At 68.4% G+C, this 14,153-nt stretch carries 16 protein-coding genes; 5 read left to right on the top strand and 11 right to left on the bottom strand.

The genetic code is table 11. The annotated features are described in order from the left end of the window. Positions 1–108: 108 nt before the first annotated feature. The 4 genes from ACFKCF_RS47515 to ACFKCF_RS47500 form a co-directional block, all read right to left on the bottom strand. The gene (locus tag ACFKCF_RS47515) at positions 109–333 is read right to left on the bottom strand and encodes a helix-turn-helix transcriptional regulator (RefSeq protein WP_394502044.1); all 225 of its coding nucleotides are present in this window, start codon (positions 331–333) and stop codon (positions 109–111) included. A gap of 2 nt (positions 334–335) precedes the next feature. Continuing rightward, positions 336–755 carry a hypothetical protein gene (locus tag ACFKCF_RS47510; RefSeq protein ID WP_394502042.1) on the bottom strand — a complete coding sequence of 140 codons (420 nt, stop codon included), beginning with the start codon at positions 753–755 and terminating at the stop codon, positions 336–338. A gap of 349 nt (positions 756–1,104) precedes the next feature. Next, a complete protein-coding gene (locus ACFKCF_RS47505) occupies positions 1,105–1,518 on the bottom strand; it encodes a hypothetical protein (RefSeq protein ID WP_394502040.1) in 414 nt (137 codons plus the stop codon). 25 nt (positions 1,519–1,543) lie between these two features. Next, positions 1,544–2,737 carry an MFS transporter gene (locus tag ACFKCF_RS47500; protein ID WP_394502038.1) on the bottom strand — a complete coding sequence of 398 codons (1,194 nt, stop codon included), beginning with the start codon at positions 2,735–2,737 and terminating at the stop codon, positions 1,544–1,546. A gap of 96 nt (positions 2,738–2,833) precedes the next feature. Between ACFKCF_RS47500 and ACFKCF_RS47495 the strand changes: the two genes are divergently transcribed. Beyond that, the gene (locus ACFKCF_RS47495) at positions 2,834–3,415 is read left to right on the top strand and encodes a TetR/AcrR family transcriptional regulator (protein ID WP_394502036.1); all 582 of its coding nucleotides are present in this window, start codon (positions 2,834–2,836) and stop codon (positions 3,413–3,415) included. A 408-nt stretch (positions 3,416–3,823) separates the two neighbouring features. After that, positions 3,824–4,063, top strand: coding sequence for a hypothetical protein (locus ACFKCF_RS47490; protein WP_394502035.1), 240 nt, complete (start codon positions 3,824–3,826; stop codon positions 4,061–4,063). Between the two features lie 266 nt (positions 4,064–4,329). Here ACFKCF_RS47490 and ACFKCF_RS47485 read toward each other — a convergent pair whose 3' ends face one another. After that, complete coding sequence (locus tag ACFKCF_RS47485; protein WP_394502033.1) at positions 4,330–4,815, bottom strand: DUF6461 domain-containing protein; 486 nt, start codon at positions 4,813–4,815, stop codon at positions 4,330–4,332. Between the two features lie 105 nt (positions 4,816–4,920). On the opposite strand from ACFKCF_RS47485, the gene ACFKCF_RS47480 reads away from it, so the two are divergent. Further along, the gene (locus ACFKCF_RS47480) at positions 4,921–6,225 is read left to right on the top strand and encodes an MFS transporter (protein ID WP_394502031.1); all 1,305 of its coding nucleotides are present in this window, start codon (positions 4,921–4,923) and stop codon (positions 6,223–6,225) included. A gap of 136 nt (positions 6,226–6,361) precedes the next feature. Here ACFKCF_RS47480 and ACFKCF_RS47475 read toward each other — a convergent pair whose 3' ends face one another. The 3 genes from ACFKCF_RS47475 to ACFKCF_RS47465 all read right to left on the bottom strand — a co-directional run bounded on the left by ACFKCF_RS47475 (position 6,362) and on the right by ACFKCF_RS47465 (position 9,213). After that, positions 6,362–6,523, bottom strand: a complete 162-nt coding sequence (locus ACFKCF_RS47475) for a hypothetical protein (RefSeq protein ID WP_394502029.1) — start codon at positions 6,521–6,523, stop codon at positions 6,362–6,364. 83 nt (positions 6,524–6,606) lie between these two features. Then, positions 6,607–7,374, bottom strand: a complete 768-nt coding sequence (locus ACFKCF_RS47470; RefSeq protein WP_394502028.1) for a glucose 1-dehydrogenase — start codon at positions 7,372–7,374, stop codon at positions 6,607–6,609. Between the two features lie 720 nt (positions 7,375–8,094). Next, a complete protein-coding gene (locus ACFKCF_RS47465; protein WP_394502026.1) occupies positions 8,095–9,213 on the bottom strand; it encodes an FAD-dependent oxidoreductase in 1,119 nt (372 codons plus the stop codon). A 53-nt stretch (positions 9,214–9,266) separates the two neighbouring features. Between ACFKCF_RS47465 and ACFKCF_RS47460 the strand changes: the two genes are divergently transcribed. Beyond that, entirely contained in the window at positions 9,267–9,959 is a 693-nt protein-coding gene (locus ACFKCF_RS47460; RefSeq protein ID WP_394502024.1) for a TetR/AcrR family transcriptional regulator, read from the top strand. Between the two features lie 299 nt (positions 9,960–10,258). Here ACFKCF_RS47460 and ACFKCF_RS47455 read toward each other — a convergent pair whose 3' ends face one another. Then, the gene (locus ACFKCF_RS47455; protein ID WP_394502022.1) at positions 10,259–10,915 is read right to left on the bottom strand and encodes a DUF3159 domain-containing protein; all 657 of its coding nucleotides are present in this window, start codon (positions 10,913–10,915) and stop codon (positions 10,259–10,261) included. Further along, the gene (locus ACFKCF_RS47450) at positions 10,912–12,057 is read right to left on the bottom strand and encodes an FAD-dependent oxidoreductase (RefSeq protein WP_394502021.1); all 1,146 of its coding nucleotides are present in this window, start codon (positions 12,055–12,057) and stop codon (positions 10,912–10,914) included. The genes ACFKCF_RS47455 and ACFKCF_RS47450 overlap by 4 nt, the downstream gene beginning before the upstream one ends. A gap of 168 nt (positions 12,058–12,225) precedes the next feature. Between ACFKCF_RS47450 and ACFKCF_RS47445 the strand changes: the two genes are divergently transcribed. After that, entirely contained in the window at positions 12,226–12,765 is a 540-nt protein-coding gene (locus ACFKCF_RS47445) for a TetR family transcriptional regulator (protein WP_394502019.1), read from the top strand. Between the two features lie 138 nt (positions 12,766–12,903). Here ACFKCF_RS47445 and ACFKCF_RS47440 read toward each other — a convergent pair whose 3' ends face one another. Next, positions 12,904–13,998, bottom strand: a complete 1,095-nt coding sequence (locus ACFKCF_RS47440; protein WP_394502017.1) for a PP2C family protein-serine/threonine phosphatase — start codon at positions 13,996–13,998, stop codon at positions 12,904–12,906. Between the last annotated feature and the right edge of the window lie 155 nt (positions 13,999–14,153).

Below are 14,153 nucleotides of genomic sequence, written 5' to 3'. Positions count from 1 at the left end.
GCGGCGGTGAGCACGAGCCGGTTTCGTGGGGTGGCGGGTGGTTTGCAGGGTGTGGCTTGCCGGGCCCGCGAGGCGGTGGCTCGCGCGCCGGGCCGGGTTGGGGGTGGGTCAGGCGTCGGTGTCGGGGTAGCTGAAGACGTCGTCGAGCGGCACGTTGAAGACGCGGGCTATCTGGAAGGCCATCTCCAGCGACGGTGAGTAGCGGCCCTGCTCGATGGCGATGACGGTCTGCCGGGTTACGCCGAGGCGGTCGGCCAGCTGCGCCTGCGTCATCTCGCCGTGCGCGAACCGCAGGGCTCGGATCGAGTTCGTGACCTTCGTGGGCTTGACCATGGCTAGAAACCCCGGCGGTACAAGACGATCTTCACGATCGACGAGGCGAGCATGGCCAGGACGAACGCCAGGTACAGCGTGTTGGCGATCCAGAAGTGGGCGGCCTCCGCCATGGCCAGGGCGAGCGGGACGATCGCGGCGATGCTCATGACGTAGAACCCGACGTACTCGCCCAGCCGGTGGATCTGCCGGTCGCGCTCGTCGGTCCGGCCGGCTTCCCTCGGCGAGGCGATGGCGGCTGCGATGCCGGCGACGATGTTCAGGCCGATCCCGGCGCCGATGGCAATGAGCATCGGCCACACATAGGCGATCCGCGCGACGTCCGAGCCCGGCACCTTCGACAGGACGGTGATGAAGTAGACCGCGGCGACGCCGACGCCGACCACGACGTAGATCCACGAACGTTTCTCTTCGGAGGACATGCCCTACTCCCATGTATAAAAAGTTTGACATGGCCAAAGGTAAAGCAGCGCAGACATGATGTCAACAATCTTTTACAAGGGCGGCCCGGCCGTACGCGCCGAACAAGCTGGATCGAGGCGGCGATGGCCGAGTTGCGGTGCACGCCGATGTCCTGGTCTGGGGGCTTCGGGGTCGCGAGAGGCAAGATCATTACTCTGGGCTGCGACGGCGAGGTGGGCGGGTTCAGCCCGCGCGACTGGCTGGAGGCCCGTCCCGCCCTTTGGCGAAGTCGGACGCTGAGCTCCTTGAAGGACCCGTCCCGAAAACGGTCGACTGCGGCACGACCTAGGTGGCCGTCCGCATATGTGGTCACGCTTGCCTTGACGAGGCGTAGCCGGGTTGGGAGTACGGCCATTTGCGAGTCAACCCGCCCGTCAACTGGCCCAAGCCGGAGGAAGGGAAGAGGACTTCGACCTGACCAAGGTTGACGGCTGCTACACCGAGATCAATCTCCCGGTCAAGCTCCGAACACCTCTTGCCTTCCGGTACGGCCGGCAGCCCCTCCCGTGCCCGGTGCATGTCGTCCGACAGCCGGCCCGGCGCCAGCGCGTGAAGCCGCTCGCTCTCCCCCCGCCGTACCTCGCCGGCCAGCCGTACCAGCACGCTGATGCCCGGCAGCAGGACGCGCTCCTTCAGCAAGTGCACCCATGTGTGGTCTGATCTTGCTGCCGGTCGGTTCGGACAGCGGTCGGGCGCTGCAACGTCGGTGAGCAGCAACAGCACTCAGGCGATCAGAGATCACCTGAGGTCATCGCAGGCTCTCGTTTCGGCGTGCACTCCACACGACCAGCCCAGCGGCCAAGACGAGACCCCCGGCGAGCCATAGGATGCCCTGGAGCGGCAGGGTGTCGACGACTGCGCCGCCGGCCAGCGCGCCGAGACCGATCGAGAGGTTGAACACCGCCACCCACAGTGCGGAGGCTTCCTCGATCGCTTGTGGCGCGGCCTTGATCATCCATGTCTGGAGGCTCGTGGAGACCCCGCCGTACACCAGGCCCCAGACCACGAGCAGCGTCACCCCGCCCGCGCCGGTAAGTCCTGCCACGGGGTAGAGCAGTACGGTCACGCCCAAGGCGGCGGATATGGACAGGACGGTGCGATGGAGTCTCTTGGCCACGGCGGCGCCCGCGATGAAGTTTCCCACGATGCCCGCCACGCCGAATCCGAACAGCAGCGGCCCGACAAGTCGTTCGTCGATGGCGGACAGGTCCCGCAGCACAGGGCTGATGAACGTGTAGGCCGAGAAGTGGCCGGTCACGATCAGGAAGGTCGCCAGGATGCCGACCCGGACACCCTGGTTGTGGAACTGGCCGGCCAGTCGCCGCAGGCCGACGGGCTGAGCCGCCGCCAGCGGTGGCAGCACGGCCAGCAAGGCGACCAGCACGGCAAGCGCGAGGGTGCTCAGCGCGCCGAACGCGATCCGCCAGTTCGCCAGCCCGCCGATCACCGTGCCGATGGGGACGCCGAAGACGTTCGCGGCCCCGACGCCGCCGAAGATGATCGCAGTGGCCCGCGGCACGTGTGAGGCTGGGACGAGCCGGACGGCCAAGGCTCCGGCGATGGCCCAGAACCCGCCGATGGCCACCCCGACCAGCACCCGGGCAGCGATCAGGAGCGGATAGCCAGGGGCCAGGGCGGATGCCAGGTTGGCGAGCGTCATGAGTCCCATCAGGGTGACGAGCAAGAGCCTGCGGTCCATCCTGCCGACGAGCAGCGGGACCGCCGGCGCCGCGACGGCAGCGACGATGCTGGGGACCGTGACCATCAACCCCGCCGCGCCCTCCGACACCGACAGCGCCGATCCGACGGGGGTGAGCAGTCCGATGGGGAGCTGCTCTGCCGTGACCAGGAGGAATGTGCCGAACGCTACGGCGGAGACGGCGATCCAATGACTTTTCTGTGACGTGTCTCGCTCGCTCAGGGTTGGGTCCGTTGCCGTCACGTTGAATCCTCTCTCTCATTTGGGAGCGATCGCTCCCATATGGCGGCACACCCTAATACGGGAGCGCTCGCTCCACAACATTGGTAGGGTGGGACCATGGCACGCCCCAGGGAGTTCGATGAGCAGGACGTGGTCGCCAAGGCGACCCACCTGTTCTGGTGCCGCGGCTACAACGCCACGTCCGTCCGCGACCTGGGCGCCGAGCTCGACCTCAAGCAGAGCAGCCTGTATCGGACCTTCACCGACAAGCGCACGCTGTTCCTGCGGGCACTGGACCACTATCGGGCTACCGAGTCCGCTCAAGCCGAAGAGCAGCTGAGCGTCCCCGGCTCCAGCCTCCAGACCCTGCGGGATTGGCTGATCTGGATGGTCGACCACGAGGCCGGTCGTGGCTGCTTCGTGGTCAACACGGCCACCGAGCTCGGTGCCACCGACCCCGCGGTCCGGCAAAGGACCGAGGCCGCGTTCGAAGGCACCCGGAAGACCCTCGCGTCGCTCCTGCGCCGCGGCATCCGCGACGGCGACCTGCCCACCACGTTGGACGTCGACGCTGCAGTGGAGTCGCTCTTCACGACGGTGCTCGGGCTCCGCGTGCGCGAACGCGCCGGACACGATGCCCAACGGCTGGCCACGGCTATCGACTTCACGATCAAAACGCTCGCGGGACCTGCGGCCTGACTGGCGTTGCTGCATCTGGACGGCCCGCTCGTCACCCTTGACGGGTACGCCGGGAGCCACCGCAAGCCTTCGGGGGCTGCTACTTCTCGGCGGACCTCAACTTGCAGCTCGCACAATGGCGATGGGTCAGCCTTATTGCGGGGAGCCCGAGACGGTCCGCGATCTTTCCCAGGCTGTCGTAGTAGCCGTTCTCGACGAGCCACTTGCGCGTCTTCGCCAGCGACATCGGGCCGGTTGCGGCGTCCCCGCTCTGAGTCCACAGGGCGTGCAGTTCGAAGTCGCGGTATTCGAGGATCAGCCGATGGTGGGTGCCGTGCTCGGCACCTGCTTGGTTCCCGGGAGGCGGAGAGTCGGTTTTCCAGGAGTTGAGGGCTGGTTTGGGGGTTAACGTTCGGGCAGTTGTCGGTCATGAACGAGGCCGAGAAACGCCCCGAGGACATGCCGCCCGCGGTCGGCCGGGTCAACGGCGAGTCCGACACGCTGGCCGAGCGCGCCGGCGTCGAAGTGCGGGACACGCCACGCCCGATCCCGGCAGAACCGGTCGAACCCCCACCCGACCCGGAGCAGAAGGTGGAGAAGGAGCAGCGGGAGGTGGCCCATGACGCCGGTGAGGAGGACGCGCGGCCTGGCGTCGAACCCACCGACTGACGGCTTCGGTCCTGCATGTAGATCTCCAGGGTTGAGGGTCGGGCGGGAAAGCACTTCCCGGACTCTCCAGGTGCGGGGGCCGTACGTGGGCCACAGCCTGCGCCGGCGCGTGGCGAAGCCCTCGACCGCGGACGTACCGGGCAGGCAATTGAGGGGTGTTCACGATTAGGGCTGGCCTGGGGCGCAAGAGGGGCTGAGAAGATCGCTTCCCGAGAAGAGAATGACCGCTTCCCGCGTACGCGGCCCGGGCGCTGACTGTTCAGGGGTCAGCGGGTCGCGTCGGGCATGGGGACCGTCATGTAGGGATGCGGCTGCTCCAGCCACTCGCCGGCCAGCCGTGCCCCGGTGGTGTGGTCGATGACTGCGAGGCAGGCGGCTCTCCAGTCGTAGTCGGCGCGGTCATCGAGGTCGTCCTCATCCTCGTCCTCGTCGAGGTCCTCGGAGGCGGGCTCGGCGAAGAAGTCCGTCATCGCCTGCAGCTCGGGCCATCGAGTCAGGCCGGCATGGTGTTCCTGCCGCCCGGGGAAGAGCGCGTCGATCGTCAGGATGAGTTCGCCTCCGACCGCGAAGCTCAGCAGATTGTTGGCGTTGACGTTCCACCAGGCGCTGTAGACGCGCGCTCCCTCACTGAGCCGCCGGAGCACGGCGGGGCTTGCCCCGAGATAACCCCACTCGAAGAGAACGGTGGTCGAGCCGCACCGGTCGACGAGCACGGGGTAGGCGGACCGCTCTATTTCAGTAGACAGCGTCATCTCCGGTAGGTATCTTCTCCGGGTCCCGCCCGTGCCTGTCCGAAGCCGGAACCGGCGCAGCCTTCGCCTCCGAAAGTGGCACCTCAGGCCAAAGGAAGACGCTTCGTGACCGACATCGTCCCGCTGCGCAAGAATGTGCGTTTTCAACTGCTGTGGGTCGGCAGCGCGATCTCCCAGTTGGGCTCGGAGCTCACCAGGCTCGCCATGCCGCTGCTGGTGCTGGCGCTCACCGGCTCGCCTGGATTGGCGGGCGTCGTCGCCGGAGCCCGGACCGTCGCCTTCCTTGCGGTCCAGATGCCAGCCGGCGTCTGGGTGGACCGGTGGGACCGCCGCCGCACGCTCATCACCGCTCAGGGCCTCCAGGCGGTTGTCTCCGCGCTGCTGACGGCGCTGATCGTCACCGGTCATGTACAGGTCTGGCAGTTCGTCACGCTGGCAGTGCTGGATGGGCTGTGCGCCGCGTTCATCGGTCCCGTTCAAGAGACGGCGATCCGCGGCATCGTCCCCTCGGGCCAACTGCACAGTGCCTATGCGCAGGAGGAGGCCCGTACCCACGCGGCCGGGCTGATCGGCCCTCCGCTCGGTGGCCTGCTGTACGGCCTGGGGCGGGCAGTGCCCTTCGTCGTCGACACCATCACTTTCCTTGCCGCCACGCTTTTCTACGTTTTTGCGAAAGTGCCGCGCCGCCCGGCGGACGAGCCGCAAACCTCTGGACGAGATGATGGCGAGGAGCGGCGGCCAATCCGGCGTAGCATGCGCCGGGAAGCGACTGAGGCCATCGCATGGCTGTGGCGCCGGCATGGCCTGCGAGAGGTCACCGCGGCGGTGATGGTCCTCAACCTGCTGGGCGGAGCGTTCCTGATCCCGCTGATCGTGCTCGTCGGCGAACGCGGCGGTGGTGCGCGCATCACCGGCACGGCCCTGGCCGGTCTCGGTATCGGCGGACTGATCGGTGCGCTGCTGTCGGGCCGCATCAGCAGGCTCCTGCCTCCCGGCAGACTACTGCTGGCCGTCATGACGGTCTTCGGCGCCGCGCTGGCGGCCACGGCACTGCCCTGGGGGGCGTGGTGGCCGATGATCCCGTTGGTGTTCATCACCTTGTCGACGCCCTCACTGAACGTGGTGATGAACGTAGTAATCGCACGAATGGTGCCGGAAGCGATGCTCGGCCGGATGGGCGCGGTCCTGAGCATGAGCGGGATGGCGCTCAAGCCCCTCGGGCCAGTCCTCGGCGGGGCAGTGGCTGCGGCACTGGGCGGCGCGGCGGCACTCATCGTGCTAGGCGGCCTGCTCGGTCTGACCGCCGCTGTAGCCGCGCTCAGCCCAGAGTTGCGCCACTTCACCGGAGAAGCCTCCACGGCCGGAGACGACACTTCAACCGATGACAAGGCTCCACACGCCCCCGCCTAGTGCCAACTTGATGACGGGGTCATGAGGGCTCGTAGCGGTCGAGGCGTCGTCGTAGTGCGAGGTTCTCACCTTGGGCCGAGGGCCTTTCGGAGTTGAGGTGGCTGTCACTCGGTACACGCGATTGCGCTAGAGCAGCTCAGATCTGGTTTCGCCGTGTTGGGCGCAGCGTCAGCAGGGAGTCCAGGCCGACCGCGCCCGGGTCACGCTTGAGCGCGGTACCCACCTCGTTGTCCTCAGCCACCAGGGACAGCATGTCGACGACGAGTGCCTGCCCGACGCCGTATAGCCCCTCACACACATCCCGGTCGTACTGCTGCCTCCTTCGACATGAGCCCCGATTTCCCCTGCCGCCACGCCTCTAGGCTATGAACAAGACTCACATCAGTGAGCGGTGAAGCCACCGTCGACGGGGAGAGCTGTTCCGGTGACGAAGCTGGCGCCAGGGCTGCACAGCCACAGGACGGCTGCTGCGACCTCGTCCGCTCTCCCCAGTCGGCCGATGGGCTGTTCCTTGAGGATCCCGGCCATGGCCTCGGCCTGGTTCTCGACCATGTCGGCGACCATCGGGGTGTCGATGACGCCGGGGCACACGGCGTTGATGCGGATGCCCCGGGGCGCGTACTCGACTGCGGCGCTGCGGGTCAGGCCGATGACACCGTGCTTGGAGGCGTGGTAGGCCGCACGCTCGGGCAGCCCGACGAGCCCGCCCAGGGATGAGCAGTTGACGATGGCGCCGCTGCCCTGCCCTCGCATCTGTCGCAGTTCGTGCTTCATCGCCGCCCAGACGCCGCGCAGGTTGACGGCGTTGACCCGGTCGAAGGAGTCGGCCGTCTCGTCGGCCGCGTCGGTCGGTGGCACCTGGATGCCGGCGTTGTTGAACGCCATGTCCAGGCGGCCGTACTCCGTCACCGCGCGCCGCACTGCCGCTTCCACTTGCTGTTCGTCGGTGACGTCGCAGACGACACCGATCGCCCGTCGCCCGCGGCCGGTGATCTCCTCGGCTGCGTTGTGTACGGCATCGTGGTCGAGGTCGGCCAGAACCACGGCGGCGCCGGAGTCGGCGAAGGCACTGGCGGCGGCCAGGCCCATGCCGGAGGCGGCGCCGGTGACCAGGGCCACCTGCCCGGAGAAGTCGTAGGTGGGACTCACTTTTGGGTGCTCCTTCATCATCACGGGGTGACGTAAGCAGGTGGTCAAGGCCGAGGGGTGAGGCGCTCGCACCGCCCGTGCGGCGGGCCTGTCCCGCGGCCGCGGACAGTTCCCGAACCGTGGCTGTCCACGTACCACCGATATCGAGGAAACAGCAGGTCACGCGCGTGTGCCAGGTACTGGCAGAACCCCAGTCGGCCCTACGGTTGTCCCGGCCAGGCCGCCCAACCGCTCAAAGCCCAGCTCAAGGACTCCATCACCGTAGATACCCCGGCCGACCGAACTGCTGTCGGAGGGTCGGCGCCGCGACATCGTCTGCAAGGCCAAGAAACGGTCTGGAGGCAGCCCGTCGCCGCGGCCGGGTCGAAGGGCGGCGCCTGGCGGTCGATGACGACAAGCGCGCCGCCATCCTGGCCCGGCGAGAGCGCGGAGAATCAATCCCCACCATCGCCGCCGGCGTCAAAGTCTCGGTCGGCGTCGTCCACAAGACGCGTAGGTCAAGCAGTTACGGTCTCAGGCCCCGGCCGGTCATCACCGCGTCGGCGTTCAGCCGTGGGGGAATTTCAGCGGGCTGCTTTCGGGAGAGATACCGCCAGGTGGCGGTAACCCCGCCCGCCCTGGCTGGCGAACGCCGTATGGCGAGCGATGCCGGAAGGGGCCGCGACGGTGCCGAATGCTCGGTGAAGCCGTGGCGGACCAGCTGGTGCCGGCGCTCGACAGTCAGGATGGCTGGACTTGCTCGAAGTGGGCGAGGGCTTGGGCGGGGTCCGGGCTGACGAGGCGTTCCAGACCGGCCATCGTGATCTTCGCCCATCTGCCGGCCCGTGCCCACATCTGTTCCTCGAAGGCGCGGACGGCCTCGTCGAGGTCCGCAGGGCCGGTGGCGATGGACTCGGCGAGTTCGGCGCCTTCCAGCATCGCGAGGTTCGCGCCCACCCCCAACGGGGGCATCAGATGGGCGGCGTCGCCCAGGAGCGTCACCCCGGAGACATGGGGCCAGGTGTGGGGCACGGGCAGGACGTAGAGGGGGCGGTGGACGAAAGCGGTGCCGTGGTGGAGGAGGTCGAGGACGGGTGCGGCCCAGCCGTTGAACAGAGTCAGCAGGCTCGATCGCACGGCCTCGGCGTCGGCCAGGTCCAGGTTCGTGTGCCAGTCCAGCGGCGCGCGGAACCGGGCGTACACCTTGACGTGGCCGCCGCTGTTGCGCTGGGCGACGAGAGTTCGGTTCACGCCGTACACGGCCACGGAACCGTCGCCGATCAACCGGGCGAGGTCGGGGTGGCGGGTGTCGACGTCGTCCAGGCAGGTCTCGACCACGGTGATGCCGGTGTAGTGCGGCGCCACCGGCGAGACTGCGGGGCGGGTCCGGGACCAGGCGCCGTCGGCGCCGACGACGAAGTCGAAGGCCTCCTGTCGGCCGTCGGCGAAATGCACCAGTACGCCATCGCGGGTCCCCGGCACCACCCGTGTCACGCCCTGCCCCCAACGGACGTCGAGGGGGCCGAGCAGCAGGTCACGGAGTTGACCGCGGTCGATCTCGGGATTGGCCCGATCATCTGGATGGGGCCGCCAGTCGCGCAGTACGGTCCCGGCCGGGTCCAGGATGCGCATGGCCTGCCCCTCGGGGCGAGACAGCGCCTGGAACTCCGCCAGCAGCCCCGCTTTGTCCAGCGCGAGCTGGCCCAGTCCTTTGTGCAGGTCCAGCGTGCCGCCCGGGGGGCGGGCGTCGGGGGCCGGATCGCGTTCAAGGATGGTGACGGGGTGATCATGGCGGTGCAGGACGCGGGCGAAGGTAAGGCCGCCGGGGCCGCCTCCGACCACTGCGATGCGTTGTCTCATATCGATACACTGTATTGTCGCATGACGATGTATCGCAACAGTACAGTGTGACCATGACTGTGTGGGATCGGCCTGAGCCGCCGACTCGCCCCGTGCCGCTCGACCGGGAGCGGATCGTCACCGCCGCCATCGCTCTGGCCGACGAGGGCGGGCTGGAGGCGGTGTCGTTGCGCAAGGTCGCCGCCCGGCTGGACGCCGGCCCGATGCGGCTGTACGGATACATCTCCACCAAGGAGGAGCTGTTCGACCTCATGGTGGACGAGGTCCACGCCGAGATTCTCCCCGAGGAGCAGCCCGGTGACTGGCGGGAGGCGCTGCGCGTCCTCGCCCACCGCACCAGGCAGGCCGCTCTCCGTCACGAATGGCTGGCCGACCTGCTCGGCGGCCGCCCGTCCCTGGGTCCGAACGGTCTGGCCGTGACCGATGCCAAGCTGGCCGCCCTCGACGGTCTTGCCGACATCGACACCGTCGTGCGCGCCGTGGAGACTGTCAGCGCCTACTTCACTGGTGCGATCAGGCGCGAGATAGCGAACCTGCGGGCCGAGCGCGCCACGGGCCTGTCCAAGCGCGACTGGCAGCGCGCCTCCGGCCCGCACGTGACGAGAATGTTGGCCACGGGCCGCTTCCCGGCGCTGGCCAAGGCCGTGTACGACGGCACCGACGTGGACGCCGAGGCATCCTTCGCGACCGGCCTGGAGTGGGTCCTCGACGCCGTGGCCGCCAAACTCGACCGCCCGCCGGCGTGACGCTCGGTTCCGGAGGGGCAGGACGGCGGGTCGTGGTCCCGGGGCAAGGATGCCTTGGATCAGGTGATGATGGGCGGCCGGTGCAGGGGCGGCGCGTGCCGGACTGGAACGAGGACGGCAGCCTGAGCACATCTTCCGCAAGCCGGCACGCCCGCACGAGCTCCTGATCCGGCAATCCGGTCGCGGTCGTTCTGGACGGGACGGACCTGAGCGACGAGGAGATGCAGCGCCTGGCAGGACCGCAACGGCACGTGCCGACGTGCCGGAGGACCCCGGAGGTCAGCTCGCGGAACGCCCTCTCAACGGTTCGGCCCGATGACAGCCGGAGCCGGGGCCGGGTTTGTCGGGTCCGCTTGGAGGCGCAGGATCCGCCAGCACAGATAGATGCAGACGCCCATCATGGGCGCACCGCCCAGCAGTGTGGCGGCGATGCCGAGCGGAGTCACCTTCCCGGCCAGGTACAGAGGTACCAGCACCATTGTGGCAATGCCGTACTTCGCCAGGAAGACCGCCGTGCACACCTGATAACGCCGTCGCCGTGCAGGGTCTCGCCGCCAGCCGAACCGTTCACCGCGTGCCGCCCCCACCGCCAATCCGATCACGGGCCACCGCACCAGAATGGATACCAGGAACACCGCACCCCCAGCCGCCTGCATGAGCACGGTCGGAAGGTAGAAGTCGACCGCGTGCCCGGTACTCCCGGCCAGCAACGCAGAGACCCCCACGACGATCAGCCCGACCGCTGCCTGCCAGTACTTTCGGTCGGTGAACACCCGAGCCACGGCGAACACCACCACGCCACCGACCGCCACCAGAGCGGAGGTCAATACCTGATCGGTCACCAGATAGGCGACCAGGAACAGCACCCGGGACGCGGCTCCTTCGGCGACCGTGCGCCAACCGCCCACCGCGGCGAACAAGGACAGCGACTTCTGGGTCAGTACGTTGAGACTCATGTGCCCGCCTTCGCCGCGGCAGGCGCGGAGAAGCTGTTCCGGCGCATCGTGTCTTCGTAGGCGTCGATCGCGTCGATCAGGTCAAGCCGGCCGCGGTACGTCTCGACCAGGGCCTCGCAGAGGCGGTGCGCATCCTGCATCGCCAGGTTGCCGCCGAAACCCGGGGCCAGGTGGATGGCGTCACCGATGACCGTCACCGGGCCGGCGGGCCAGGCGGGTATCGGCGGGATCGTCCCGATGCGCAGTGCGACCGTGATGTCCGGCCACGCCTCGGCGACGACCAACCGCAGGGCCGAGGGCAGGTTCACGATCAGCTCCTTGGCCTGGCGCCACATCGCAGCCGGTGATCCGGCCGAGCCGAGCTGCTCCCGCGTGATCGGCAAAGCCCACATCGCATAGTCCTCGACCGTGGCGACCGCACTGAGGGGCAAGGCAGGCAGCCACCGCTGCCGCGCGGCCACCGGCGACTCGGTGAAACGCAGCACGCCCAGCACCATCATCGTGCCGTGCACCCGCACGCCGGCGGGGCTGTCGCCGATCAGCCCGGGCAGCCCGGTGTCGGCAATCGCCCGCAGCGCGGTCGCGCCCATGAGCATGCGCCGTCCCGAATCGACCACCCGCGCGTGCGGCAGGTACTGACGGCGGACCGCCGAACCGATCCCGTCCGCGCCGACCAGTACGTCCGCCGTGTCCGTGCCGCCATCGGCAAACCACGCCTGGACCGTGCCGTCGGCTCGCTGCTCGAACCGCGTGAACTCCGCCCCGAACCGAACCACGTCCTCCAGCCCCGTCAGCAACACCGCACGCAGCAACGGACGATGAACCTGTCGCCCAGGCCGCGGCCGGCCCGCCGCGCCGTCGGACGGCTGGGCGCCCACGATGGTGAGCGCTCCATCCACTTCGGACAACGTCAGCGTCCGCTCGCGCGGCCCGCCCATCGTGGCCTCGGCCATCGCGGCGTGCGCCGAAGGCAGGCACGCTCGCAGCGCCTTGGCGCCTCGGTCGTCGACATGCAGGCTGACGCCCTGCGCACGTCCCCCCGCGCCGTCTCGCTCGTACACGACGACATCGATCCCCGCCCGACGTAAGCCCTGTGCCAGCGTCAACCCGCCCAGACCGGCGCCAACCACGATCACCTTCATCGCGCCCCGCTTTCTTCATCGCTGATGAAGTTCAAGCTAGCGGGGTGTGACACGAAAGTCCATCGGGGATGAAGAAACTCCCGATAGACTCGTCCGGTCATGACAGAACACAGTTCCCCCGCTCGCCCCGGGCGCTGGCGAACGGGCGCGGAGAGCAAGCAGCGGATCTTGGACGCGGCACGTGCGCTGTTCCGCGAGCACGGCTACGGCGGCACCACGGTGCGCGCAGTCGCCGCCGACGCGGGCGTCGATTCAGCGATGGTGTTCTACTTCTTCGGCAGCAAGCAGGGCCTGTTCGCCGCCGCTGTCGAGATGTCCGCCCAGCTCCCGCCGGCCATCGAATCGATCTTCGCCGACGGCCTCGACGGCATCGGTGAGCGCATCATCCGGACGCTCGTGGAGACCATCGACGCATCAGGCCGCACCCCGCTCGCGATGCTCACCCGGTCGGCCCGAACCGACGACCAGTCCGAAACGCTGATTCGCGAATACATCGACCGGGAAATCACCAGCCGAGTGGCGACACTGCTCGGCACACCGGACGCCGCATTCCGGGCCGGCATGGTCAACGTCCAGCTCTTGGGCCTCACCGTGGCGCGCTACATCGTACGGATCGAACCGATCGCGTCATCGTCCGTCGACGAACTGGTCAGCCGGTTCGGACCGCTCGTGCAGCACTGCCTGACCGGACAAACCGCACCGCCCTGAGTGACGCTCACCAGCGCGCCACCGAGCATCGGAGCGACGGAACAACGCACGCTCCGACGCCTCACCGATGGCGCGTTCGGACGGGCCGTCTCAGAGTGCGGTCTCGCCGAGACCGAGCCGGGATTGTTCACCCAGCCTTCAGGGGGCCGGTTCGTCAGCGCGCCGGGTGATCGCCAGAATCGCCATGTCGTCATCGCGCGGACCGCCGGCCCAGCGTTCGACATCTCGCACCAGCACCTCGATCACCTCCTCCGGCTGCCGGAACGGTCCTCGGCCGCCGAGCCCGCTTACCGGGTCGTAGAACGTTCCGCAACGCCCTCTGGCCTCCGTCACCCCGTCGGTGACGAGCAGGAGCGTGCTCCCGGTTGGGAAGGGCCAGTGGTCGGGTCGTGCCCGCGGTAGGCCCAGGAGGTTCATGCCCAGGGGAAGGCTCGGCTCCCCGGGATCCAGACAGGTCACCGTGTCACCCTGAAGGAGGAACGGCGAGGGGTGGCCGCAGTTCAGCAGGCGCACCCGGTCGGCGTCCGAGGTGATCTCGCCGAGCACCGCGGTGACGAACCCCTCCATCCGGACGCTTTCCTCCCGCGAGGAGGCTTCTCTGATCAGTGCGCGCTCCATACGCTCGGCCAGCACCACGAGGTCGGCTGCCTGGTCTGCCGCCTCTCGGAACGTGCCGAGCAGGACGGCCACCGTACCGACCGCGTCCAGGCCCTTGCCCCGCACGTCCGCGATCAGCAATCTCGTGCCGTACGGCGTGTCCTGGACGGCGTAGGCGTCTCCGCCGATCAAGGCCTCGATCTGCGCAGCCTTGTAGACCGCGGCGATGGCCAGCCGACCAACCTGTGCCGGTGGTGCGGGCAGCACGGCGCGCTGGACGGCCTCGGCGACGGAACGCACCACTTGCAGCCGGTGGCTGTGGCCGGCGACCACGCGGTTCACCCCGAGGCCCACGAGCGCGGTGAACACCGCGCTGATCAACGAGAGGGTGCCGACGGCATGACCGAAGTAACCATCCTTGATCAACAATCCCAGCTGGACCAGAACAATGGCCGCGGCTGCCGCGATCGTGTGCCGTCCCGACAGCAGCGCCCCTGCCACCACGACCGCGGCGCCCAGCAGGTAGTCGCCCCAGTAGTAGCGCGGGGACAGCAGGTTGAAGACGGCGCCGATGGCGATCATGGCGGCCGGCATGAAGGAGACGTACCGGGGCCACCTCGTGGAGAGTGGGTTCATCAGCCCCCCGATCCCGCAGCCGATCGACCTCTGCTCGACGAGCATGGGGAAGGCCGCGTGACGTCTTCTGGTGGTCGTTGCACGCCATTCCCCCAGGTGCCGGACCTGGTCCTTTTCTAGTGAACGTCGAATCGACTGTCGAGGCGACACTCCCA

This window comes from Nonomuraea sp. JJY05 (assembly GCF_043496855.1).
Lineage (GTDB): Bacteria > Actinomycetota > Actinomycetes > Streptosporangiales > Streptosporangiaceae > Nonomuraea.
This window is presented reverse-complemented; position numbering and strand designations above follow the sequence as displayed.

What these genes read in the sequence shown, in the direction of transcription:
- ACFKCF_RS47490 (WP_394502035.1), top strand. Translation starts at nt 3,824, where the DNA reads ATGAACGAGGCCGAGAAACGCCCCGAGGACATGCCGCCCGCGGTCGGC.
- ACFKCF_RS47510 (WP_394502042.1), bottom strand. Translation starts at nt 755, where the DNA reads ATGTCCTCCGAAGAGAAACGTTCGTGGATCTACGTCGTGGTCGGCGTC.
- ACFKCF_RS47460 (WP_394502024.1), top strand. Translation starts at nt 9,267, where the DNA reads ATGACTGTGTGGGATCGGCCTGAGCCGCCGACTCGCCCCGTGCCGCTC.
- ACFKCF_RS47515 (WP_394502044.1), bottom strand. Translation starts at nt 333, where the DNA reads ATGGTCAAGCCCACGAAGGTCACGAACTCGATCCGAGCCCTGCGGTTC.
- ACFKCF_RS47440 (WP_394502017.1), bottom strand. Translation starts at nt 13,998, where the DNA reads ATGAACCCACTCTCCACGAGGTGGCCCCGGTACGTCTCCTTCATGCCG.
- ACFKCF_RS47465 (WP_394502026.1), bottom strand. Translation starts at nt 9,213, where the DNA reads ATGAGACAACGCATCGCAGTGGTCGGAGGCGGCCCCGGCGGCCTTACC.
- ACFKCF_RS47450 (WP_394502021.1), bottom strand. Translation starts at nt 12,057, where the DNA reads ATGAAGGTGATCGTGGTTGGCGCCGGTCTGGGCGGGTTGACGCTGGCA.
- ACFKCF_RS47495 (WP_394502036.1), top strand. Translation starts at nt 2,834, where the DNA reads ATGGCACGCCCCAGGGAGTTCGATGAGCAGGACGTGGTCGCCAAGGCG.
- ACFKCF_RS47485 (WP_394502033.1), bottom strand. Translation starts at nt 4,815, where the DNA reads ATGACGCTGTCTACTGAAATAGAGCGGTCCGCCTACCCCGTGCTCGTC.
- ACFKCF_RS47455 (WP_394502022.1), bottom strand. Translation starts at nt 10,915, where the DNA reads ATGAGTCTCAACGTACTGACCCAGAAGTCGCTGTCCTTGTTCGCCGCG.